The sequence below is a fragment of the Pedobacter sp. UC225_65 genome (assembly GCF_042698365.1).
In the GTDB taxonomy this organism is placed as follows: domain Bacteria; phylum Bacteroidota; class Bacteroidia; order Sphingobacteriales; family Sphingobacteriaceae; genus Pedobacter.
Map to the genome: position 1 here is coordinate 4,096,601 of NZ_CP170550.1, position 22,169 is coordinate 4,118,769.

Consider the following 22,169-nt stretch of genomic DNA (forward strand, 5'->3'; position numbering starts at 1 on the left):
CCATTTTAAGGTGAAAGGTGATGCAATGAGCAAACCCTCAACCTTAAATGTACCTGATCCTGGATAATGCCAGCGTAGGGAAGAGGTTGAGTTTTACAATGCTGTTTCGCCCCTGCGCAGCCTTTAATTTTTTTAAAGTCTAACACACAAATTGCATTGTAAATGATGAATCTTCAAGAGTGGCTTTCGCTTTTTCAACAACAGTTTATACATACTTCGATCATCGAGTGGATTGCTGTAGGTTTTGGCGTATCAGAAGTACTGCTGGCCAAACGCAACAACATCTGGCTTTATCCAACCGGTATCATTTCTATTTTGCTATCTATGTTTTTGCTGCTTCAGGTAAAGCTATATGCAGAGACTTTGCTAAGCATGTACTATCTGGTAATGAGTGTATATGGCTGGGTGTTATGGAAAAAACGCAAAGAAGCAGGACAGCTAAAAGTTTCGTGGTGCAGCAATAGAGAATTGATTATAGCGGTATTGATCTCTACAATAGGTTTCTTGATTTTATATCTTGTATTAAAGCATTTTACAGACTCCGATGTTCCGGTGTGGGATGCTTTTGTATCCTCAACCGCGTGGGCGGGGATGTGGCTTTTGGCCAAACGTAAGATTGAGAATTGGATCTTTTTAAACATCTCGAATATTTTCGCTATCCCATTGTTGATCCATAAAAAACTGGCCATGTTTGCCGTGTTGACCACCATCCTCTTTATCGTAGCTATTTTTGGCTTTTTAGAATGGAAAAAAATCTATAACCAGAAAAAAATAGCCCTAGCTGCATAACCATGGAAGAGATTTTAAGTAAAGCGGATCAAGCAAAGATCAGACAATATGCTGGTTTGGCAGAGGAACTGGGTGAACTGCATCCTGAGGTGTTGGAGTTGGCCTATCAACAACAATGGTTTAAACTTTTTGTGCCAGAGCAATATGGTGGCCCAGGAAAAAAACTACCTGAGATCTTAAGACTGGAAGAAACTTTGGCAGAAGCCGATGGAAGTTTGGCCTGGACAGTTACACTTTGCAGTGGAGCTGCATGGTTTGCAGGTTTTTTAGATGTTGATCTGGCCAAAGAATTATTTGCCGACCGGAAAGTCTGTTTTGCGGGTAGTGGTGCAATAGGAGGAACTGCCACAGCAACACCTCATGGTTACCTCGTTAATGGAACTTGGAAATATGCCAGTGGTGCCTTACATGCTACCGTTTTCACGGCAAATTGTACATTGAAAAATCCTGATGGTACGGATGTATTAACAGCCGAAGGCAAACCTGCAGTGAAGTCATTTATCTTTAAAAGGAGCGAGATAGGTATTTTGGCAGGCTGGTCTTATTTTGGTTTGGTAGCAACAGGTAGCCATGCTTTTGAGATAGAGAACCTGATTGCACCAGCCAATAGAAGCTTCAAGATCAACAAGGCCATCCAAGTGGCAGACCAAGGATTTGATTATCCTTTTTTGCAATTGGCCGAAACAACCTTGGCTGTGAATAGTCTAGGTATGGCCAAACATTTTATGGAGCTTGTTGAAGAAACATTTTACGCCCGGTCTGGGTTGAAGAGGTATAATGAAACACAGGTCGCTTATTTTGATGCAGAATTACAACGCTGTAAGAAAGAACTAAATGACTTGCGTGAACAATTTTATAGCGCTTTTGATTTATCATGGTACCAATTGCTAAATGATCAAACAATTGATGAAGTGTTGTTGTCGAAAGTAAGTTTGTTGAGTAGACAATTGGCGCATTGTGCACGAAGAACTTCAGATACCTTATTTCCTTATTGTGGTTTGGAAGCTGCCAAGAAAGAAACCACGATCAATAGGATATGGAGAGATATCCATACGGCAAGTCAGCATGCCTTGCTTACATTTGAGCAATAGACTGACTTTAACAAGCATAAAAAAGGCTGACAATTACACATTGCCAGCCTTTTTTGTATCAACGCCGATTGTTATTGATATTGGATATAAATCGGAGCTGGTTTTAGTTTCATCAGTTCTTCAGGAGTCATCAAACGATTTGGCGCTTTCTTCAAGTCGTTTTTATAGAACAATTTAAAGCCTGTAAACTGTACAGGTTCACTAAAGATAAAGTGGCGGTAGGTACCGATTTTTAAATCAGGCTCGCCCCAACCATCCATGTGCATTACAATTTGAACCTCAGGTCTCAACTTGATGTTCTGATAATTGGTTACCATTTTTTTGGTAAACCTATGTACAACAAAAACTTTAGGAGGAAGGTTATATTTTTTAACCAGATCAGCTAAATAACCAGATACATAATTGATATCTGCTGCATCGTAAGTCCCAATCTTTTTGCCTGGCAATGAACCATCTTTCATAGAAAACTCAGGGTCGATACCTAAATGCACGTTTGGCATTTGTAAGTATTTTTCAATATGTGGCAACTCAGCCTTAATAGAACTTAAAGCAACTTGTAGATTAAAAATACGATGGTATTTGGATGCATTTTAGCAATGGCCAATACAGAATCAATTTGGCTATTGGCCATTCTATTGATGTATTTGCCATCCTTACCTGGAGTACCGCTAGCTACAGCTGCAATATAGTGTAGGCCAACCTGTACAGGTGTAGCCGGATCAACTTTCTCCCAATGTTTAACTTCGGCATTTAGGCGTTGCCACATTTCTTTAGGTGCATATTCGCCTAGGGCACCCATCTTTTTAGAGTGTAGGTTACCATAATAAACAACAATACGTTTAAAAGGCAAAATGGCACCATCAATTGGATAAGGTTGTTTTTTCACAGGCCATCTTCCGGTAGTATCGCCATTGGCCAATTTTTTTACCAATTCGTTATATTTTGCGGTATCAACTGGCGCACGTAGATTTTCTTCTTCAACTTTTGTCGAATCAGTTGTACCTGCAGTTTTAGCACTCGCTTTTTTGCCATCAGAAGTGCAGTAGGCAAAAGTGCTAATGGTAACAACACCCATCAGTAAAGCCCCTGCAATTTTAGTAAATCTCATAAATGGATTGTATTAGTTTTAATAATTTAGTTTCAGATTAGTCCAAAAGTACATCATTTCCCAACAGACTTGCTTTATACTTATCAACAGATTAACATTCTGTTCTAAAAATCCTTCACATTGAACAAAATGTAGACTTACCCTAATCTTCTGCAATTATACTATTCTTTATCAAGAATAAAAATCCTCTTTTTTAAGTGTTTAGCTAATATAATTGATTATTATTTGTATTTAGTCTAAATAAACTTTAATATTGCGTCATTATTTGAAATCATTCTAAATAATGTACATGAAAATATATTTACTTTCCATTATCTTTCTTTTATCGCTTACATCTTTAGCTGCCCAAGAGCAAAATGAAACGGTTTATATCAAAGGCAAAGTTATTACTGCCGATGATCAGCCAGCAGCTGGCTTATTGGTATTGATCAAAGGTGTAAAGCGTATCGCTTATACCCAAAATGATGGTTCTTTTAAGATTGCAGCACCTATTGGCAAAAATGAATTGACCATTAAGTCGAGCCTGAATACTTTTGAACAAACGGTACAGATCAATGCCAATTCGGATGTAGAACTATCTACCATCAAGCTTAAGGAAAAAGCAACCGAGTTGAATGAAGTTGTAGTAACTGCCCAATTTGGTCCGCAATCTTTAAGGAATTCTGTTTATAACATCCGGACAATCAATGCTGAGAAAATCAGGTTGAGAGGGGCAACCAATGTACAACAGCTATTGAATACAGAATTTGGCTTTCGCTTTAGCAATGACCTTACGTTAGGTACAACAGATGTGGAACTAATGGGGATGAGTGGTAGGAACATCAAGATCTTGTTAGATGGGGTACCTATGGTAGACCGCTCTGATAGTAGGGAAAGCTTAAACCAGATTGATGTGAATACCATTGAACGGATTGAGATTGTAGAGGGGCCAGTATCTGTAGTTTATGGTACCGATGCGCTTGCAGGCGTAATCAATATCATCACCAAAAATGCTGGGAAATCTTTATTGAATATAGCGGCCAGGGTACAAGATGAAACTGCTGGTAATGAATATAATGCCCTAAAAGGAAGTGGTAACCACATCCAAAATGTAAGTGCCAGTTGGCAGCACAAAGGTTGGAGTGCCTTGGCTGGATTTACCCATACTGAATTTGGAGGCTGGAATCTGGCACCTAAAACGGCATCGCCAGAAGTTGTAGCTGCAGAGAACCGGTGGAAACCTAAGGAGCAATACATGGGAAACACCAAAATCGGTTACAGAAACAATAATTTTAACATCTGGTACCGATTTGACGGATTAGAAGAAACGATTGACAGTAGAGGGGGGATGAATCCCAATAATTACAAGGCAAAATTTCAAACTTATACAACCAATCGGTATACCCAACAATTGCAAACAGAATGGAAACTGTCTGAGCAACTTCAACTGACTGCTGTTGGAGGATATACCGATCTAAAAAGAGCGACAAGGACGGTACAACATAACTTTGTAACCGATACTGAAGAACTGACCACAGAAGCAGGTGAGCAGGATGTAGCGAAATTTAATGCCACTATTTTTAGGGCAACGGCACAATATGTGGCTTCAAAATCTATTTCCATCCAACCTGGTTTTGAGTTCAATAGGGATGCGGCCAGTGGTCAACGGATCAAAGGTGCTCCTGGTATAAACGACTATGCCTTTTTTATCTCTTCAGAACTCAAACCTAATCAATACATCAATATCCGTCCAGGGTTAAGATTTATTAAAAACTCTGTTTACGATGCACCAACAGTAATCCCATCTTTAAATACAAAGTTTAGGGTGAGTAAAAGTTTAGACCTACGCTTGGCTTATGCTCGTGGTTTCCGTGCGCCTGCCTTAAGAGAGTTGTATTACGATTTCTTTGATGCCAGCCACTCGATCAAGGGGAATGAAAACTTAAAAGCAGAAGAATCAAATAGTTTCAATGGGTCATTGGCCTGGGCTGGTATCCAACAAAAAGAGCTGCAATTTCGCAGTACATTGTCAGGTTTCTATAACTTATTTAAAAACAGGATTGATTTTGGCATAGATGCCGCTGATCCATCAGTTACTACCTTGATCAACGTATCCAAATACAAAACTACGGGTGGTTCATTAGACAATACCTTGATCTATAAAAACCTACAGGCCAATGTTGCACTGTCTTATATCGGCAGGTATAACCGTTTGGTAGAGGATGCGATTTCGGTAGAGGTGCCAGAATTTTTATGGTCGCCAGAAGTGGCTTCAAGTCTAACCTATACCTTTCCAAAAATCAATGGAAGCGTAAGTATCTTTTATAAATATGCAGGTTCAAGACCAAGTTATCAGTTGAGTACGGTAAATGGGGTACAGAATGCCAAATTGGTTAAGGTGGGCAGCTTTAGCTGGGCGGACCTGATGCTGAACAAGAACGTGCTTAAATACCTTACCGTCAACGCGGGCATTAAAAACCTTTTCGACATTACTCAATTGACTAATACTTCTGCCTCGAGCGGAGGTGCGCATAGTAGTGGGGGCGCCATACCTTATAGTTATGGACGTTCTTATGTGCTGGGCCTTTCTTTTAACTGGAGTAAAAATTAACTGAATCATATAATTAAAAAATAGAAACATGAATAAATTTAACTCAATCTTGGCCATTGCTTGTTTGGCAATTACGTTTACGGCTTGTAAAAAAGACAGTGTGGAACCCATTATCGTACCACCACCTTCTGATGGAAGTACTTTGACTTTGAATGGATTAATTGGGGCAGAGGCTGGATCAAGCGCAGGAAATAGCGTTTATGTAGATTTCAGTAAAGAAAAAACTACTGCGGTAGATAGATCATCATGGGATTTAGGTTTTTATACGGGTGCCGACTTTAGAGTTGTATTGAACAATAGTGCTAGTGCTGGTGCAAAAGTTTTAGCTGCAACAAGTTTAGCGGCTGTTACTGAGGCAGATGCTGTAGGTTTAACATTAGCTGTTAGCCAGGCAACACCTGATCCTTCAGATTTCACTTATTTCGATGATTTAAGTGGAAGCATTGCAAAAACAGTAATACCTGCAGTTTCTAGTGTTGCTACAGAAAATAAAGTAATTATTTTAAATCGTGGTACAGGTGGTGGTATTGCTGCGAGACCATGGATTAAATTAAAAGTTACTAGAAATGCAACTGGCGGATATACTTTGCAATATGCAGAACTTAAAGAAACAACGAATTTCAAAACTGTAGAGATTGCTAAAGATGCAAATTTCAGTTTCAACTTTGTTTCTTTAACTACTGGTGCTTCAGTAAATGTAGAGCCAGCAAAAGCTGATTGGGATATGGTTTGGGGTTATTCAGTTTACCAAACTAGTTTTGGTGGAGCATTGGTACCTTATAATTTTTCAGATCTGGTTTTCATCAACAGTTTAGCAGGTGTTCAGGCTGCTGAGGTGTTAACGGCAGATTTTACCTATGCTGCATTTACAGAGGCAAATCTTACAAGTACTAAAGTTGTGTTCTCTAATGCAAGAGATGCTATAGGTTCGAAATGGAGAAACACACTGGCTGTGGCTGCTACAGCTACTACGCCTGCAGAACCTGCCGGTGTAAGAACAAATCGTTTTTACCTGATTAAAGATGCTACTGGAAATGTTTATAAATTAAAATTTGTAAGCTTTATCAGTGCTGATGGGGGTACCAGAGGTAAACCGGTAATTGAATATAAATTGGTTAAGAAAGGTTCTTAACGTTCTTAAGTTTATAGTTTATTTGTTTTGTTTAAGAGTAAGGCTTCTGAGGATTCGGAAGCCGCTCTTATTTTATGTCATTGGCATTTAGCAATTGAATAGGATTTGTTTTGATTAAAACAGGTACCTTTAATGGGCTTTTACCACATAGAAGGCTTTTGATATTCTGAGTGTAGCTAAGACCACAAGCAGCTAAGGAGTAAATCGCCTTTTGATGAATTGAGTTTTTCGATTAATATTGACCACATAGAAAGATAGGGCACATAGTGATTCTAGTTCGATATCAAATCATTTAATGCTTTATCTATGTTTTCTATGTTCCTATGTGGTGTCATATGATAACATACTCTTCGAGAAGAATCTGAGCTTATGAATTAAACATTGACCGTACAGCAAGATAGATCACATAGATACTTGTAAAGATTCAATGCTGATATCTATTTTTACTACTATTTAAACTTATTGAACTTGCCAAACACACCTAAAGGTAGTTTGATGCCGGAAGTGGCCTGCAGGTAAAGTTCGCCTGTTTCCAGGTTGGTTACTTGTGGAAAAGAAGTTTTGATTAGATTTTCTACAATTACCGAAGAAAAACCCAAAGAATAGGTATTCAAAATCAAGAAATGTTCTTCCTCATCTAACAACTGTACCACATCTTGCATCATCTCTTGGATGTGGTCTTCCAATTTCCATTTCTCACCGTTTGGTCCGTGGCCAAAAGCTGGTGAATCTAAAATGATCCCATTGTATTTTTTACCACGTTTTAATTCTCTCTTTACAAATTTTAAAGCATCTTCAACTACCCAACGTACATCTTTTAGATTAGAAAGCTCTTGGTTCTCATTTGCCCAGTTGACTACTTGTTTGATCGAGTCTACGTGGGTGGTATCTGAACCTGCAGCCTTGGCCACCAACGAAGCTGCACCAGTATAGGCAAATAGGTTAAGCACTTTTGGTACAGGTGTCTTGAATTTTTTAATAGAAGAAGAGATGTAATCCCAATTTACGGCTTGCTCAGGAAAAACCCCGACATGCTTAAAAGAAGTCAGCCCTAAACGGAGGTTGATGCTGATTTCGTTATTCTTGTAATTTACATTCCAACGATCTGGTGTATTTTTAGCCACTTTGATCCAATCACCGCTGGTAGCAGAACGGCCTTTAAACTGGATATGCGTGTGCTTTTTCCACTCTTGCGGCGACCATACTTTTTTCCAAACAGCTTGTGGCTCTGGACGAGATAGTACCAGATTGCCAAAACGTTCGAGTTTTTCGAAGTCTCCGCAGTCTAATAATTCATAATCTTTCCAGTGTGTTGGGGTAAGTAAGTGTATCATTATTGGTATTGAAATGTTGTAGATTTAAATGTTTTTAGAACTGTACTGTCAAGTGAAAAATGCCAACTGAAAACTAAAGTTTGCCTTTGGCAGCTTTCATAAAACGGCTTGCAAAAACAAAGTCGTTCAGTTCTTCAATATCTGTTTTAGAAATTTCCTTATTAGAACCTTCCCAGAATTTTTTCCCTTCGTGCAAGAAGATGATATAATCTCCAATACCCATTACCGAGTTCATATCGTGTGTAACTACTATGGTAGTGGTATTGTATTCTTCCGTCAGCTCTTTGATCAACTCGTCAATAACGATTGATGTTTTAGGTCTAGACCAGAGTTAGGCTCATCGCAGAACAGGTATTTTGGGTTCATGGCAATGGCGCGGGCAATACCTACACGCTTTTTCATCCCTCCCGAAAGCTCAGCAGGAAAAAGCTTGTTCTTGCCCTCTAGGTTTACTCTTTCTAAACAGAAATTGACCCGTTCCAACTTTTCTTTATAGGGCTGTTCAGTAAACATGTTGAGTGGAAACATGATGTTCTCTTCAACAGTCATTGAATCGAAAAGAGCAGAACCTTGAAACAACATCCCAATCTCTTTTCTGATCTCGATCCGTTCTTCGAAATTCAATTGCGTAAATTCTCGACCGTCATACAGCACGCTTCCTTGTTCAGGCTGGTGCAGGCCGATCATACATTTCAACAAGGTCGTTTTTCCAGAACCCGAACCACCGATGATCAAATTGGTAACCCCAGCTTCAAATTTACCCGAAATCCCTTTCAGAACCTCATTGTCGCCAAACGATTTATGGATGTCTTTGATTCTCGATCATAATAATAATTGGGTTACGATATAATCACAGGCTAAAATGCTGATACAACTTACCACAACGGCTTTTGTACTGGCCTGTGCCACTTCTAATGCGCCACCTTTTACATAAAAACCTTCGTAAGCAGGTACTGATGTAATGATAAAACCAAAAACAAATGCTTTTACCAAGGCTACTGTAATTGTATATGGATTAAAATCTGTAGTGATACCTTGTACATATTCTGCTGCAGAAACTGCGCCAGATAAGGTACCACCTAAATAACCACCTGTAATGCTTAATACCATAGAGATGATCACCAACATAGGTACCATGGTGATACCTGCGATGATTTTTGGCAGGATAAGATAACCCGGGGCATTGATCCCATGATTTCTAAAGCATCAATCTGTTCGGTTACCCGCATGGTGCCGATCTCTGATGAAATCGCAGAACCAATCTTTCCAGCCAGTACAATTGCACTAATGGTAGGGCTCAGCTCCAGGATACTCGAGTCGCGGTTAACAGAACCGATAATGGTCTTTGGAATAAAATCACTTACCAATTGGAAGGCAATCTGTAAGGTCATTACCGCCCCTATAAAGGTAGAGATGATACTGATCAACCCTAATGAGCCAACGCCAATAAAATCCATTTGTTGGAAAATGGCTTTGAGATATATTTTTAATTTTTCAGGTCTTCTAAAAACTGCTTTTAAAAGTAGAATATATTTGCCAAAATTGGTAAAGTTCATTTAATAAAGATTAAACTGTAGTAAACACAATATTATACAAAGAAACAACAAAAAATGTTCTGGCTTTGTGTATTTATTAAAAAATATTATTGTTTTTGGATATTAATGCCCTTTTTTGTGCTAAACAAACCATATTTTAAACAGATGAATGCTGTAATTACCGGAGCAACAAAAGGAATAGGAAAGGCAATATCGCTTAAATTGGCAGGCCATGGCTATAATTTGGCCATCTGTGCCAGAACCGAAAAAGACCTACTTGCCTTAAAGGATGAGTTAAGACATACGGATGTAAAAGTTTTTACCAGTGTGGCAGACTGTAGCAAAAAGGAAGATGTTTTAGCCTTTTGTACCTTTGTGAGTTCGGTTTTTGAGCAGGTAGACCTCTTGGTAAACAATGCAGGTACTTTCTTGCCCAACAGTTTGTTAGACGAGCCTGATGAAGCCTTTGAAATGCAACAGCAACTGAACGTTAATGCGGCCTATTATTTATCCAAATATTTTGGCAAGATGATGCGTATACAACGGTCTGGCCATATTTTTAACATCTGCTCTGTTGCCAGTATCCAAACAATTGACAATGCTGGTAGTTATTGTGTAACAAAGGCAGCGATGTTTAGTCTTAATAATGTATTGCGGAAAGAGTTAGCTCAATACAACGTTAAGGTAACGGCAATTTTGCCAGGCTCTACGTTAACAGCATCATGGGAAGGCACACATTTACCCCCAGAACAGTTTGTACAGCCAGAAGATATTGCCAATTCTCTATACTCCATTTTAAACCTGAGCGGTGGTGTAAACGTTGATGAACTAGTCTTGAAGCCTTTAAATTTTAACATGTAAATAGGAGGAGATAGCGTTATGGAAAAGAGATTATTTAGAAACGAACACAATAAGGTTGTAGCAGGAGTTGCAGCTGGTTTGGCAGATTATATGCAGATTGATATTACCGTGGTAAGGTTGCTGTTTGTACTGTCTACTATATTTATCCCTACATCTGGCCTTTTGGTCTATATTGTAATGTGGATCGTAGTGCCGGTAAATAACGACCCTATAGCAAGATATAATAAGTTTAACGAATATTTTAAAAAGAACCAACAAGACCCTAATATGTTCAACTCACCGAATGCCTTTAGCAATCCTGCAAACTCTGGTGCGCAGACCAAATGGAATACCCCAAATGCGGGTCCAGATTTTAATCAACCGGTAAACCCTACACAGTTTCAAAAAAATAACGATACTGGCCGTACCATAGGCGGTTTGATCGTGTTGATCCTAGGTGTCTACTTCCTGTTGAGGCAATTTGATATCATGCCAGAATGGTTCAACATCTTTAAGATCTATAAACTTTGGCCATTGGCAATTGTAGCAGTGGGTATCAGTTTGATCTTTAGGAACCAAAGAAAAAACGAATGGGAGAACTTTAAGAAAACAACTGAAGAAACACAAAAAAGCACAGCTGAAAAGCCTGCTGATGAAACAATTATAATTGAAGAGAATAAAGATTCGGCAATGCCAAATCCTTAATGGACGATACCAAACAAGCATGATAAATAATTAATTGCGGTTGTAGGGTTCTCATGCAAACTACACATCCGTTACCACATAAAATTTAACACGATGAAATTAGATAGAGTAATTTGGGGCGTACTGCTTTTGTTTATAGGTGGTGTGCTATTGTTAGACAATTTTAACATCATAGAGTTTTACTGGCGTAACGTTTGGAGTTTTTGGCCAATATTCCTGATCATCTTAGGCGTGAACATTCTCTTCAATAAAAATAATTCGCAAACTGGTAACATTATTTCTTTGGCTATTTTGGTGATTACCTTGTCTTTCCTGTTTGTAAAGGGACAAGAGAGACCTTCGTCAAGGTATTGGTGGGGAGATGGTAGAAGAAATCATATTGAAATAGACACAGACGATGATGACCGCGCTTATACCAATGCCACATTTGTTGAGCCGATGTTAGCCGGAGACAGTGCCAAGAAAAATATCCTGAATGTTTCTGGTGGAGGCACTTCTTTTGATCTTAAAGGCGCTACAGATAGTCTTTTTGCCGCAAACGTTAGAAAGAAAAATAGCAGTTTCGTACTTTCTAAAGAATCTAGCGATAGCGTAAATACGATTACCTTTAAGCTACAAGATAAGAACAAGAGAAATAGCTGGTCATTTAATGATGGAGGCAATGATGTAGATTTACGTTTAAACACCAGTCCAATTTGGGAAATGAACCTTAAATTAGGTGCAGGCCAAATAGACTTCGACTTGAAAGACTATAAAGTAAGGACGCTTAACTTTGATGGTGGTGCTGCAGAGGTAGATATTAAACTGGGTAGTCTATTACCAATAACAGATGTGAATGTTAAAACTGGCGTAGCCGATGTAAAGATCCGTGTACCAAAGGATTCTGGTTGCCGCATCAAGACCAAAACCGGACTATCAACCAAAGATTTTGCTGGCTTTAACAAAATTGAAGAAGGTTTATACGAAACATCAAACTACCAATCGTCTGCTAAAAAAATCTTCATCAATTTAGATGGTGGCCTAAGCAGCTTTGAAGTAAATAGATATTAAAAAATATCAAGTTATCGGTTTTACGTTATAAGTTTGTATGCTTAACTTGTAGTAGATTTAACAAAGTAGCTGCTTGTAACGTAAAACTGAAAACAAATAACTTAATGGAATATACAGTAGTTGTTAATGGTAAACCCGAAGGCCCATATCGTTTAGATGAATTGAAAAGCTTGGGAATCAAACCTGGTACATTTATAAGGAAACCAGGAATGGACGACTATAAAGAAGCCCATGAGTTTGAGGAATTACGTGAGCTTTTGGGCTTTCGCTTTCAACAGACTGCTCCACAATATTTTGCCTCTTTTGACCAACGTTTAATGGCATCGGTAATAGATTATTTTTTATTGATGATTGCCTACGTTTTTGTGGTACTGATACTCTACATCTTTATAGACACCAAGGTGTTTAGGATTGGCACCGCTTTAAGCCTTTTGGCATTGGTGCCTGTGGCCAAGTTGATCTATAGCAGTTTTGCTGAAGCTTCGGTTAGGCAGGCCACCATAGGCAAACGTTTAATGGATATCAAGGTAACTGACATGATCGGCAACCGCATTGAACTGTCGGTTTCTTTTGGCCGTAACATTGCCAAGGTGTTTTCTGTGCTGCCCTTGTTCTTTGGTTACCTCTATAGCTTTTTGAACAAGAAACAACAATGCCTGCACGATGTGATCTTGGGTACCTTAGTCATCAAACAACGTTTGGTATAACTGGTGCTGCGTATGTTTTATGCATGTTACATCGCAATGTAATTAAGCCTAGTCCCAAATAAATATTTAAACTTTTAGATTATCTTTGTAGCGCATGGAAAAAGTGGATAGACCCTACAAATTAGAAGGTGGTTATTGCAATAGTTTAACCCAATATTCGAGGTTTTTAACCCGCGAAGTTCAGATTGGCAATACCCCAATGGGTGGATTAAATCCAATCCGTATCCAATCTATGACCACTACCGACACCATGGATACACTTGGCACGGTAGCGCAGACCATCCGCATGGTAGAATCAGGTTGTGAGTATGTAAGGATTACTGCCCCTAGCATCAAAGAGGCCGAAAACCTGGCCAACATCAAAAAAGAACTGCGCTTAAGAGGTTATGATGTGCCCTTGATTGCCGATATCCATTTTACACCAAATGCGGCAGAATCCGCAGCAAGGATCGTAGAAAAGGTAAGGGTTAATCCGGGTAATTATGCAGACAAGAAACGTTTCGAGAATTTAGAGTATACCGCAACAGCTTATCAGGCTGAGCTGGATCGGATCTATAAAAAATTTACACCACTGGTTAAGATCTGTAAAGAATATGGTACGGCCATGCGTATTGGCACCAACCACGGTTCGTTATCAGACAGGATCATGAGCCATTATGGCGATACCCCAAGAGGGATGGTAGAATCGGCCATGGAGTTTATCCGCATGTGCGAAGACCAGAACTTTTACAACCTGTGTATCTCAATGAAAGCGAGCAATACACAGGTAATGGTACAGGCTTACCGTTTGTTGGTAGAAACCATGGTAAAAGAGGGGATGAACTATCCTTTGCACCTTGGTGTTACCGAGGCTGGTGATGGCGAAGATGGTCGCATCAAATCGGCTGTAGGCATTGGAACTTTATTGGCCGATGGTTTGGGTGATACGATAAGGGTTTCTTTAACCGAAGACCCAGAGTTTGAAGCACCAGTAGCAAGGGCATTGGCAGATCGTTATGAAAGAAAATTTGACAGCGCTCAATTGACGGTTTCCAGTTCTCCATTAACAGTAGGCAATAGCACTTATGATCCTTACCAGTATGCTCGTCGTGTTACGAGCCCCGTACAACAGATTGGTGGACATTATCCGCCTGTTGTAATGATAGATGTAACTACACAGAATTTAAAAGACCCATATTTTTTAGGGCCATTAGGCTATAACTACAGTGCAGGATTGGACAAATACAACCTTTCGGATCAAGCCTGCGACCTTGTTTATTTAGGCGACCAGTTGCCTTCCTTCTCATTTCCGGGGAACCTGAAACAAGTGTACAATTACAATACTTGGTTAGGCTTAAAAGACAGAAACAACTGCTATCCACTTTTTAGTTTAGCGGAATATAACAAAGCAGAAGTTAAGGATACCCTATTGAATTTTGTAGGTATCGATGCCAATGGGTTTAAAGAATCAGATTTAGCTACAGGAAAACTTGCCGACCCTACAACGGTTATTATCCTCAGTACTGCACAGGCCATGGGTATGCAACAGCAGCGGGCTTTTTTTGTTGCCCTACAACAACACAACATAAAAGTGCCAGTAATTGTTAAAAGAACTTACACTGATGTGGATGCCGATGAACTGATGTTAGCTGCGGCTAGCGATCTGGGCGCATTGTTAACCGATGGTTTTGGCGATGGTGTTTGGATTGATGCACCGAGTTCTGTTGGCTTGACATTGGTAAATAGTACCAGTTTCGGTATTTTACAGGCAACGCGTACACGGATCTCTAAAACGGAATATATCTCTTGCCCTAGCTGCGGGCGCACTTTGTTTGATCTGCAAGAAACCACTCAATACATCCGCTCTAAAACCGATCACTTAAAAGGGATAAAGATTGCGATCATGGGCTGTATTGTAAATGGCCCAGGAGAGATGGCAGATGCTGATTATGGTTATGTAGGTACTGGACCTGGCAAGATCACTTTATACCGAGGTAAAGAAGTGGTAAAGAAGAATGTAAATACGCCTTCTGCATTAGATGAATTAATAGAAATCATCAAGGAAGATGGGAACTGGATCGAAACGGCTTTAAACTAATCTTTGTCATTCTGAACCTAGCGAAACAGCTACGAAGTAAATCTCCTTTCAATCAATTTAAATGTATTGATTATATGGAGCGTTTTATAATTAACTATTAGTTAATCTAAACGCCCCAAGCGGTGAGCATTATATTGCGGTTGCCACCAAAGTTTCGATGCTCGCAAAGGTAGATACCCTGCCATGTTCCTAAAGCCAATTGCCCATCTTTGATTGGAATAATCAACGAAGTATCTAACAGTGAAGTTTTAAGGTGGGCAGGCATATCATCGGCACCTTCATCATTGTGAGTATAGTTTGGGTCATTCTCTTCAACTGTTTTATTGAACCAGGTTTCGAAGTCCATGCGTACTGTTGGATCTGCATTTTCATTAATGGTGAGTGATGCTGAGGTATGTTGTATAAACACCTGCAATAAACCAGTTCTTAGTATATTCAGTTCTGGTATGGCATAGATAATTTCGTCTGTGATAAGATGAAAACCTCTGCGTTTGGCTTTTAAAGCCAATGTTTTTTGAAAGAACTGCATCGCTTTAATATTTAAAATCTTCTCTGCCTGGACTAAAGATATCAAGCAGCGTACAATCGGTAACTGCCCTGCCACCATGAGGTACGCCACCGGGTATGACCACAAATTTACCAGTATCTAAGATTTGTGTCTCTTCACCAACCGTCATCTCAAACTGGCCCTTTAACACAAAGGCACATTGATGGTGAGGATGACTATGGATGGGTGAGTCGCTACCTGCTTTAATATCGATGAAGTTGATGGTGTTATTTTCTGTATGGATCAATTTGGAAAAAAAACCAGGAGACATCTCTTTGATTTCGATATCTGCAAACTGACGGAAAACTTCTTCTTTCATGATCAAATATTTCTATAAAGTTAATATTTAAGGCGGGTATGGGATAAGAAATGTTAAATATTATATATAACCTGCTTAAGAATGACTTATAGTTGAGTGCTCGAAGTATCGTCTTCTATTGGAATTGAAACATTAAGGCATTAAGAAAAGTTAAGCTTTGTTTGATCAACAAAGTTCAATCATCCTAATTGCTAGATATCAATTGCTATTTATGTTTGCCAAACATATCTGCATTGTATTTATCGGAATCACCTCTGGGTATAGAAAGCGATTGCCAATTTTGATCGGCGCACATTTTACCCAGAAAAACAATCTGCCCCACATGGTAGGGGTAATGGGCCAATTGTCTGTTAATGGCTTCGGTAACGCTATGGGCTTGATTACGGATAAATACTGTTTTTGTAAGGTCGGCTGTGGTTAATGCTTTGATACCATCAAATAAACAGACCCAACCCTCGTTCCATTTAGCCAATAATGCTGTTTTTGTAGTGATGAGCTGTTCAAACTCCTCATCTCTATTTCGCCATTCCTTTTCGCCGTCACTGTTTAGAAAATCGGTCCATCGCGACCGCATATTACCATTAAGATGGTTGATGATCATGGCGATGCTGTTGCTCTCTGGGTTGTACTGCCAAAACAGTTGTTCTTCACTCAGTTGGGCAAAAGTTTTATCTCCTAGCTGTTTGTAATATTCAAACTGTTTTTTGGCGCTTTCTAAGTAATTATTATCCATTGCGGTAAAAATGTAATGCTTAAAGATAAATACAATTACGAGTTACAAGAGTAGATATGTTGATAAAACGGTGCTGTTTGTACTAACTTAGTGTAACTCAATGCAGCTGCCTGCAACTACTTTCCAATGGTTGTTAAAGTTTTTCCAGACCCGGAGGTAGCAAAAGGTACCATCAATGGGCTTGTCTATATACTTTCCCTTAAGGCTTATCTTAACCGTAACTATGGCAGTATCTTCGATGATGTTGATCTGTTGCGCTTTGGCTTCAATTGCAAAAACGGTTATTTGACCAGAGCGGTGTGTATCTAAATCTTCGGCTTTGGTTACCGTTTGTCCATTGGGTAGGTTGAACAATAAATCATCATGTAATAAATTGTCTAAGCTGTTGATATCTCTGTTTTTGATGGCCAGTAAGAGTGCTTCCTCGTTGGCAATAATCTGATCTGTTGTACTCATTATTTTAGGTTATGGTTGTGGGGTGTATTTAACAATGTCAATCCCTATACCGTTTGGATCTTGGATGGCAAAGTGTCTGTCGCCCCATGGTTCGGTCCTCATATCAATACTGATTTTGATTCCTTTCTTTTTAATGGCGGAATAGATCTGGTCTACATCGTTAACCTCTAAGGTAAGATACATACCCTGTCCATTAAACGGCTGATGGAAAAGGGGCTGCTGCGAAGGATGATTAGGTAGCAGGAAGCTGATTTCTGCATCTTTGTTTGGGGTATGCAATAAAAGGTAGAACTCGTTTTCGAATGTTACACCAAAGCCCAAGATATTGGTATAGAAAGCTTTGGTCTCTTTAAGTTTTGAAGTGATAATGCCTGCGTTCAGTTTCATTTTGTTTAGTGTTTTGGTTTGCGCATAAGTGTGCTGTGTACAGTAACAGATAAACAGCACTAAAATTAGTTTTTTCATTGGAATATCAGTTAACCATACAAAAATGTGCGTATGGTTTGAAGGTGTATTGTAAAAATCGGACATGTTTATTTTAGAACATTGAGGTATGCTTAATGATCCTTAATGTTAACAGTAGTTGGAATGGTTAAAGAGAGATGCTTCGCTATGCTTAGCATGACAAATTGAGGTTTAAAACATTAAGGAATGAAGAAAGGTTAAGACATAATTCTTAACTTCTTAATGTTGAAATATTGAAGTTCTATTTTCTAAACGCACGGCTTGGCGTTACACCATAAAAGTTTTTAAAATCCTTAATGAAATGTGCCTGATCATAATAGCCGGTATCAAAGAACAGCTTGTTCTGTCTTAGACTTTGCAATGAAGGTTTTGCCCTAAGTATATGCTGGAAACGGACCACTTTGCTAAAGGTTTTTGCAGTGTCGCCTATGTAAAAGGCAAACAGCCTGCGCAACTGCCTCGCACTGATACCGGTGTCAAGGTCTTTTTCTACATCGACTACTCCAAAATTTTTAAGGATAAGATCGATGGCTTGATATAACCTAACATCGGTATTAAAACTGCTTGTCGATAACTGGTGCAACAAATATTTATCAAACTTAGTTTTTATGGAGGAGGTATCGTCACTAGGTCCAAAGCTGGTGCTAATAAAATCTGCAGTTTTGGGTACTACTTGGCTAAGCTGTTCAAAGCGGTTGCTCAGCTCAGCGGCATTGATGCCGAACAGCTGTGGAAACATGGTGGGCAAAAAACGGATGCCAATGTAGTTGAACGAATTGGCCAACGGAAATTCAGTATACTTTTTGCAAAAGCCCATCACAAAATTCTCTTCGGGCTTGCTCAGTTCAAAGAAGATATCAATACAACCATCGGCCACTACACGGTAATTGAACTGCTGGTCTAAAGCTTGTGTGGTTTGTAGCTGCCAATAACAATAAACATAGGTTTGTAGCCTAAGGTCAGGCAGAAATTCCTGATAGGTAACCTGATTGTCAGCCGGTTTAATGGTGGGCTGTACAGGCACATAAGAGGTTGGATATTGGCTGCGAGTTTCAATGCAATGGCGTTTATGTTCTGGCATCCTCTATCCTGATGATGGCCCCATTTGCAAGGGTTTGATCATGGGCAAGATTAAATATGGCCATGCCTACGCTATGTTGGTTGGCTAATGATCCAGATGTTTTGAGTTCCAGAAAACGGTCTATGTCTATAAAAGCAGCTTTATCGCTGGTGCGGATCTGGACCTGCATAGCTGTATCGACCACACCCGGATAAATGGCCATGATCTGAGCGCCATTTGCCAAGCCATCTTGTTCAAGTGCAACAGTTTTGGTCATCATATCTAGGGCGGCTTTAGATGCACAATACACTGTCCAGCCATAATAAGGTTTCACTGCTGCCCCAGAAGAAATGTTGATGATTTTTTTATCGACCTGCCAGTTTTTGGTCAGCTTTAAAAACTGTGCTGTTAAAACAAGAGGGGCGATGGTGTTGAGCTGTACTGTATTTGTTATGTCGGTACCATTTAACTCGGCCAATGGCCCAATCTTACCCAAAGTACCTGCATTATTGACAAGTGTAATCTGCTGGATCTTGTTAGAGTCTAAGGAACCTAATATCGAAGTGAGTACCTGTTCAAGGCCTTGGCTGCTGCTCAAATCAAATTCTATTTGCGTTATTCCGTTGTAGCTGTTGTGGTTATTTGTTGTCCTCGATATCGAGAACACCTTGTATTGATGGCTTAGGTAAGCTTCAACTATTCCGTTGCCTATGCCTTTGTTGCCACCTGTAATGATCAAGATCTTATCCATTGTTCAATAGTTTTCTTTAATGTATTGTTTGGCCTGTTCTTGTGTTAGCGCAGCAAAATCTTTGTATCGATGGTGTACATCGATGATTTCTGCCAAGGCAGCTGTAACCAAGGTCTTGTTATGCCATGTTTTAAGTTGTTTTACAACAATCGGCAGACAACCTTTTTTATAAGCGATCTGTCCTATTACATGTACCAATGTACTGCTAACCCTTGCAGTTTTGTCGTCCTGCAACTCCTGTAAAAGAGGCATGATGTCTTGTGGATGTTTACGCCCCCGGAGTTCGATGCCATGGCAGATTTCTCTTCTGATCTCTTTGTCTGGGTGGTGGAGGTATTGTTTTGCCCAAGACAAAACAGGTTGTGGATTTACTTCTCCCATTTTTTTGATAGAGCCGATTACCGCATTGCGAGGCGAGTGGTGTTGATCAAATAGGCCTTGGTCAAAAAAGTGTTGGACCATGCCGAAATCTTTTTTGCCAATTTCTCCAGCTGTGTTGATCACTGTCTGTCGGATCTTAAAATCGGTTTGTAACAGTAGCGCATCTAACATCTTTATGATTAGTAACTGCAAGCCGGGTTGTGCAAAATAGATTTTGCCAATGGCCAAATAGGTTGTTTTTCTGATATAGGTATCTTCATCTTTAAAGTACGCTAAAGTAGGGCCAAGCCGTGATTTGTTCAAATCGGTTACGATGTCTTGATGGATGTGGGCTACAAGCTCCAATCTTTGTTCTTTTGATAGATCGTAAAAGGCCATGACGATTACATTATATCGGTACTAGCTTAAAGCTTTTTCAAAACAGACGCTATTTGTTATAGTGGCATATTGTCCATAATTTGGTATGAGGAGATACCCATTTTTTTGATAGAGCGCAACGGCATCTTCTTGTCTTTTTCCTGTTTCCAGCACACATTTTTGATAACCTAACTCTGCTGCCCAATTTTCCAGTTCGGTTAAAACTTGGGTAGCCATCCCTTTTCCGCGGCTCGCTGTCGAGGTATACATCCTTTTAACCTCCATGGTGTTGGGTAAATATTCTTTAATAGCGCCGCAGGCCGTGGGTTGGTTGTTAAAATAGGCTACTACTACATGTTTGATCTTGTCAATTTTATTAAACTGATCGTAAAAGGCATGATCTTCGCCATCTATAATGGCTAAATAAGCATCTAACTGCTTAACAAGGGCCATAAAATCTGGATGGTCTGAGTTGGTTCTAACAAGCTTGATCATTTGGTACTGATGAAATAAAGGTCAATAAACAAAGTTAAAAGAAAAGAGACTAATTGTTAGAGTCTATTTGCCAACTAGCACCTAATGGCGAAGCACCTTTTCATCTATCTTCTCTTTTCACCAACAGCAGTTCATCATTGCTTAATTCCAGATAGCCATACTCGTAACAGAACACATAGGTTTGGCCTTTTTGTGTAATATAACTATGGGTGTGGAAATTGAAATCGAAACCTATTTGAACCAGCTGTGCCTTTTTAACCTTAGCCTTACCTGTTGGGGTTTTTGTTTTTAAGATCTCTCGGTTCTTTTTCAGGATATGGTTAACCCGCTTTAAAAAACTGCGGTTTTCAACCTGCAAGCGGTTGTTGTAGTTGCTGCGACATTGGTCATCGCAAAATTTTTTATCAGCCCTGCCCTTAACAAGGGTATTGCAGTCGAGACATAAACGTTCCATAAGGTTTTGTTTTTATCAGGGATGACAATTAAAACTACAAAAAATAAAATGATTGCCAAATATTAGAAAGCCTCCTTTTTGTATGTATAGGGTATATTAAACGCATGTAGCCGTGTATAAACGGATATAAACGTTTAACATCCGACTATTTTTTGAAGCTGTTTGCACCTTTGTGTTGTCGGTAGTTGTGGTAACTACTGTTCGTTAAACATTTAGCAACTTAATTTTTAAGATCATGAAAAACGTAGTAAACAAAGTAGTATTGAGTGGTTTCGCTGGTAGCGATGCAGAGGTAAAGGTATTGGCAGGTAACCAAAAATTGGCCCGTGTAAACCTTGCGGTAAATGAGCATTATAGAACAACCGCTGGCGAAGAAATGAAAAAGACACAATGGTTTAGTTTGTTGTTCTGGAATGCAAACGCAGATCTTGCCGAACTTCAGGTTAAAAGGGGAGCACGTTTAACTATTGAGGGCAGGTTACAGACAGGGAGTTATGAGGCCAAAGACGGCAGCAAACGTTATACAACAGAGGTCGTAGTAACAGAGTTGACACTTAAGGAAGCTGAAGCTGTAAATTAATATTTTTTGAATAAGTTTTTTGGGAATGCTTGGTGCTGATGGTTATTGAACACTATTAGAGCCAAGCATTTTTTAGGAGCTATGTACTGTCAGGAAAACTTTGTCATGCTGAGCTTCTCGAAGCACTAACTCGTTTTCTAATCCATTAAGGGATAGATAATTTTGTCATACTGAGCGTAGCGAAGTATCTCCTTCCAATTGTTTTGAAACATTAAGGACTTAAGGAAGATGAGGTTCTTCATTTGATATGCACCACATAGGGACATGGTACACATAGGGATTTTTGTGATTGTGGGCGTGGTGAAGTATCATCTGTTTGATAAGAAAGGATTTGATCAATAGTAATGCTTAGGTTAACTGAGGTTGTTGCTAAGGGGGGTAATTTTTCACCATCTAAGAACAGCTTTGGGTTGGATGCATATCTTTTCTTTTCGATTATAATGGTTTTGGTGAGTGCATGGGGATACTTAGGTTAACTAAGATAGCTAAGGTAGTTAAGCCTATGCGTTATAATATGCCTATGAGGTATTTTTTTATATTGTTATGCTTCGCTAGACTCAGCAATGGTTTGGGAGGAACCAACCAAGATGAGATTTGACATGACAAGTTTAGA

21 protein-coding genes and 3 pseudogenes are annotated in these 22,169 nt (G+C 39.4%); 10 read left to right on the plus strand and 14 right to left on the minus strand.

Annotated features, from left to right (window positions below; translation table 11 throughout):
* The first annotated feature begins 165 nt into the window (after positions 1 to 165).
* Positions 166 to 789: a nicotinamide riboside transporter PnuC gene (gene pnuC / locus ACFJIZ_RS21545; protein ID WP_379094178.1), complete on the plus strand. Its 624-nt coding sequence runs from the start codon at positions 166 to 168 to the stop codon at positions 787 to 789.
* A gap of 2 nt (positions 790 to 791) precedes the next feature.
* Positions 792 to 1,880, plus strand: coding sequence for an acyl-CoA dehydrogenase (locus ACFJIZ_RS21550; protein WP_379088948.1), 1,089 nt, complete (start codon positions 792 to 794; stop codon positions 1,878 to 1,880).
* Positions 1,881 to 1,951: 71 nt separating this feature from the next.
* On the opposite strand, the pseudogene ACFJIZ_RS21555 reads toward ACFJIZ_RS21550, so the two are convergent.
* Positions 1,952 to 2,955, minus strand: a pseudogene (locus tag ACFJIZ_RS21555) (hypothetical protein).
* A gap of 322 nt (positions 2,956 to 3,277) precedes the next feature.
* Here ACFJIZ_RS21555 and ACFJIZ_RS21560 point away from each other — a divergent pair.
* Both ACFJIZ_RS21560 and ACFJIZ_RS21565 read left to right on the plus strand, forming a co-directional pair.
* Positions 3,278 to 5,578: a TonB-dependent receptor domain-containing protein gene (locus tag ACFJIZ_RS21560; RefSeq protein WP_379088951.1), complete on the plus strand. Its 2,301-nt coding sequence runs from the start codon at positions 3,278 to 3,280 to the stop codon at positions 5,576 to 5,578.
* A 28-nt stretch (positions 5,579 to 5,606) separates the two neighbouring features.
* Positions 5,607 to 6,710, plus strand: a complete 1,104-nt coding sequence (locus tag ACFJIZ_RS21565) for an HmuY family protein (RefSeq protein WP_379088954.1) — start codon at positions 5,607 to 5,609, stop codon at positions 6,708 to 6,710.
* Positions 6,711 to 7,159: 449 nt separating this feature from the next.
* On the opposite strand, the gene ACFJIZ_RS21570 is transcribed toward ACFJIZ_RS21565, so the two are convergent.
* The 3 genes and pseudogenes from ACFJIZ_RS21570 to ACFJIZ_RS21580 all read right to left on the minus strand — a co-directional run bounded on the left by ACFJIZ_RS21570 (position 7,160) and on the right by ACFJIZ_RS21580 (position 9,600).
* Entirely contained in the window at positions 7,160 to 8,044 is an 885-nt protein-coding gene (locus ACFJIZ_RS21570) for a class I SAM-dependent methyltransferase (protein WP_379088957.1), read from the minus strand.
* A 73-nt stretch (positions 8,045 to 8,117) separates the two neighbouring features.
* A pseudogene (locus ACFJIZ_RS21575) lies at positions 8,118 to 8,860 on the minus strand (ABC transporter ATP-binding protein).
* A 6-nt stretch (positions 8,861 to 8,866) separates the two neighbouring features.
* A pseudogene (locus ACFJIZ_RS21580) lies at positions 8,867 to 9,600 on the minus strand (MlaE family ABC transporter permease).
* 144 nt (positions 9,601 to 9,744) lie between these two features.
* Here ACFJIZ_RS21580 and ACFJIZ_RS21585 point away from each other — a divergent pair.
* The 5 genes from ACFJIZ_RS21585 (at position 9,745) to ispG (ending at position 14,958) form a co-directional block, all read left to right on the plus strand.
* Positions 9,745 to 10,440, plus strand: a complete 696-nt coding sequence (locus tag ACFJIZ_RS21585) for an SDR family oxidoreductase (protein WP_379088961.1) — start codon at positions 9,745 to 9,747, stop codon at positions 10,438 to 10,440.
* An 18-nt stretch (positions 10,441 to 10,458) separates the two neighbouring features.
* Positions 10,459 to 11,124 carry a PspC domain-containing protein gene (locus tag ACFJIZ_RS21590; protein ID WP_379088964.1) on the plus strand — a complete coding sequence of 222 codons (666 nt, stop codon included), beginning with the start codon at positions 10,459 to 10,461 and terminating at the stop codon, positions 11,122 to 11,124.
* A gap of 93 nt (positions 11,125 to 11,217) precedes the next feature.
* A complete protein-coding gene (locus tag ACFJIZ_RS21595) occupies positions 11,218 to 12,174 on the plus strand; it encodes a LiaI-LiaF-like domain-containing protein (protein WP_379088967.1) in 957 nt (318 codons plus the stop codon).
* A 104-nt stretch (positions 12,175 to 12,278) separates the two neighbouring features.
* Positions 12,279 to 12,881, plus strand: a complete 603-nt coding sequence (locus ACFJIZ_RS21600) for an RDD family protein (protein WP_379088970.1) — start codon at positions 12,279 to 12,281, stop codon at positions 12,879 to 12,881.
* Positions 12,882 to 12,975: 94 nt separating this feature from the next.
* Complete coding sequence (ispG, locus tag ACFJIZ_RS21605) at positions 12,976 to 14,958, plus strand: (E)-4-hydroxy-3-methylbut-2-enyl-diphosphate synthase (RefSeq protein WP_379088973.1); 1,983 nt, start codon at positions 12,976 to 12,978, stop codon at positions 14,956 to 14,958.
* Positions 14,959 to 15,064: 106 nt separating this feature from the next.
* Here the strand turns inward: ispG and ACFJIZ_RS21610 are convergent, their stop codons facing one another.
* The 10 genes from ACFJIZ_RS21610 to ACFJIZ_RS21655 form a co-directional block, all read right to left on the minus strand.
* Positions 15,065 to 15,487 (minus strand): secondary thiamine-phosphate synthase enzyme YjbQ, encoded by a 423-nt coding sequence (locus tag ACFJIZ_RS21610; RefSeq protein ID WP_379088976.1) that lies wholly within the window; start codon positions 15,485 to 15,487, stop codon positions 15,065 to 15,067.
* 4 nt (positions 15,488 to 15,491) lie between these two features.
* On the minus strand, positions 15,492 to 15,824 hold the full coding sequence (locus ACFJIZ_RS21615; RefSeq protein WP_379088979.1) for a cupin domain-containing protein: 333 nt from the start codon (positions 15,822 to 15,824) through the stop codon (positions 15,492 to 15,494).
* Between the two features lie 205 nt (positions 15,825 to 16,029).
* Positions 16,030 to 16,557 carry a DUF1572 domain-containing protein gene (locus ACFJIZ_RS21620; RefSeq protein WP_379088982.1) on the minus strand — a complete coding sequence of 176 codons (528 nt, stop codon included), beginning with the start codon at positions 16,555 to 16,557 and terminating at the stop codon, positions 16,030 to 16,032.
* Between the two features lie 87 nt (positions 16,558 to 16,644).
* Positions 16,645 to 17,013, minus strand: a complete 369-nt coding sequence (locus tag ACFJIZ_RS21625) for a nuclear transport factor 2 family protein (RefSeq protein WP_379088985.1) — start codon at positions 17,011 to 17,013, stop codon at positions 16,645 to 16,647.
* A 9-nt stretch (positions 17,014 to 17,022) separates the two neighbouring features.
* Positions 17,023 to 17,478, minus strand: coding sequence for a VOC family protein (locus ACFJIZ_RS21630; protein ID WP_379088988.1), 456 nt, complete (start codon positions 17,476 to 17,478; stop codon positions 17,023 to 17,025).
* A gap of 241 nt (positions 17,479 to 17,719) precedes the next feature.
* The gene (locus tag ACFJIZ_RS21635; RefSeq protein WP_379088991.1) at positions 17,720 to 18,559 is read right to left on the minus strand and encodes a DUF6597 domain-containing transcriptional factor; all 840 of its coding nucleotides are present in this window, start codon (positions 18,557 to 18,559) and stop codon (positions 17,720 to 17,722) included.
* Positions 18,546 to 19,289 carry an SDR family NAD(P)-dependent oxidoreductase gene (locus ACFJIZ_RS21640; RefSeq protein ID WP_379088994.1) on the minus strand — a complete coding sequence of 248 codons (744 nt, stop codon included), beginning with the start codon at positions 19,287 to 19,289 and terminating at the stop codon, positions 18,546 to 18,548. Before ACFJIZ_RS21640 ends, ACFJIZ_RS21635 begins: the two co-directional genes overlap by 14 nt.
* Before the next feature lie 3 nt (positions 19,290 to 19,292).
* Positions 19,293 to 20,048, minus strand: coding sequence for a HEAT repeat domain-containing protein (locus ACFJIZ_RS21645; protein ID WP_379088997.1), 756 nt, complete (start codon positions 20,046 to 20,048; stop codon positions 19,293 to 19,295).
* A 21-nt stretch (positions 20,049 to 20,069) separates the two neighbouring features.
* On the minus strand, positions 20,070 to 20,522 hold the full coding sequence (locus ACFJIZ_RS21650; protein ID WP_379089000.1) for a GNAT family N-acetyltransferase: 453 nt from the start codon (positions 20,520 to 20,522) through the stop codon (positions 20,070 to 20,072).
* Between the two features lie 100 nt (positions 20,523 to 20,622).
* Positions 20,623 to 20,976 (minus strand): hypothetical protein, encoded by a 354-nt coding sequence (locus ACFJIZ_RS21655; protein WP_379089003.1) that lies wholly within the window; start codon positions 20,974 to 20,976, stop codon positions 20,623 to 20,625.
* 235 nt (positions 20,977 to 21,211) lie between these two features.
* Between ACFJIZ_RS21655 and ACFJIZ_RS21660 the strand changes: the two genes are divergently transcribed.
* Complete coding sequence (locus ACFJIZ_RS21660; protein WP_379089005.1) at positions 21,212 to 21,556, plus strand: single-stranded DNA-binding protein; 345 nt, start codon at positions 21,212 to 21,214, stop codon at positions 21,554 to 21,556.
* The last annotated feature ends 613 nt before the right edge of the window (positions 21,557 to 22,169 follow it).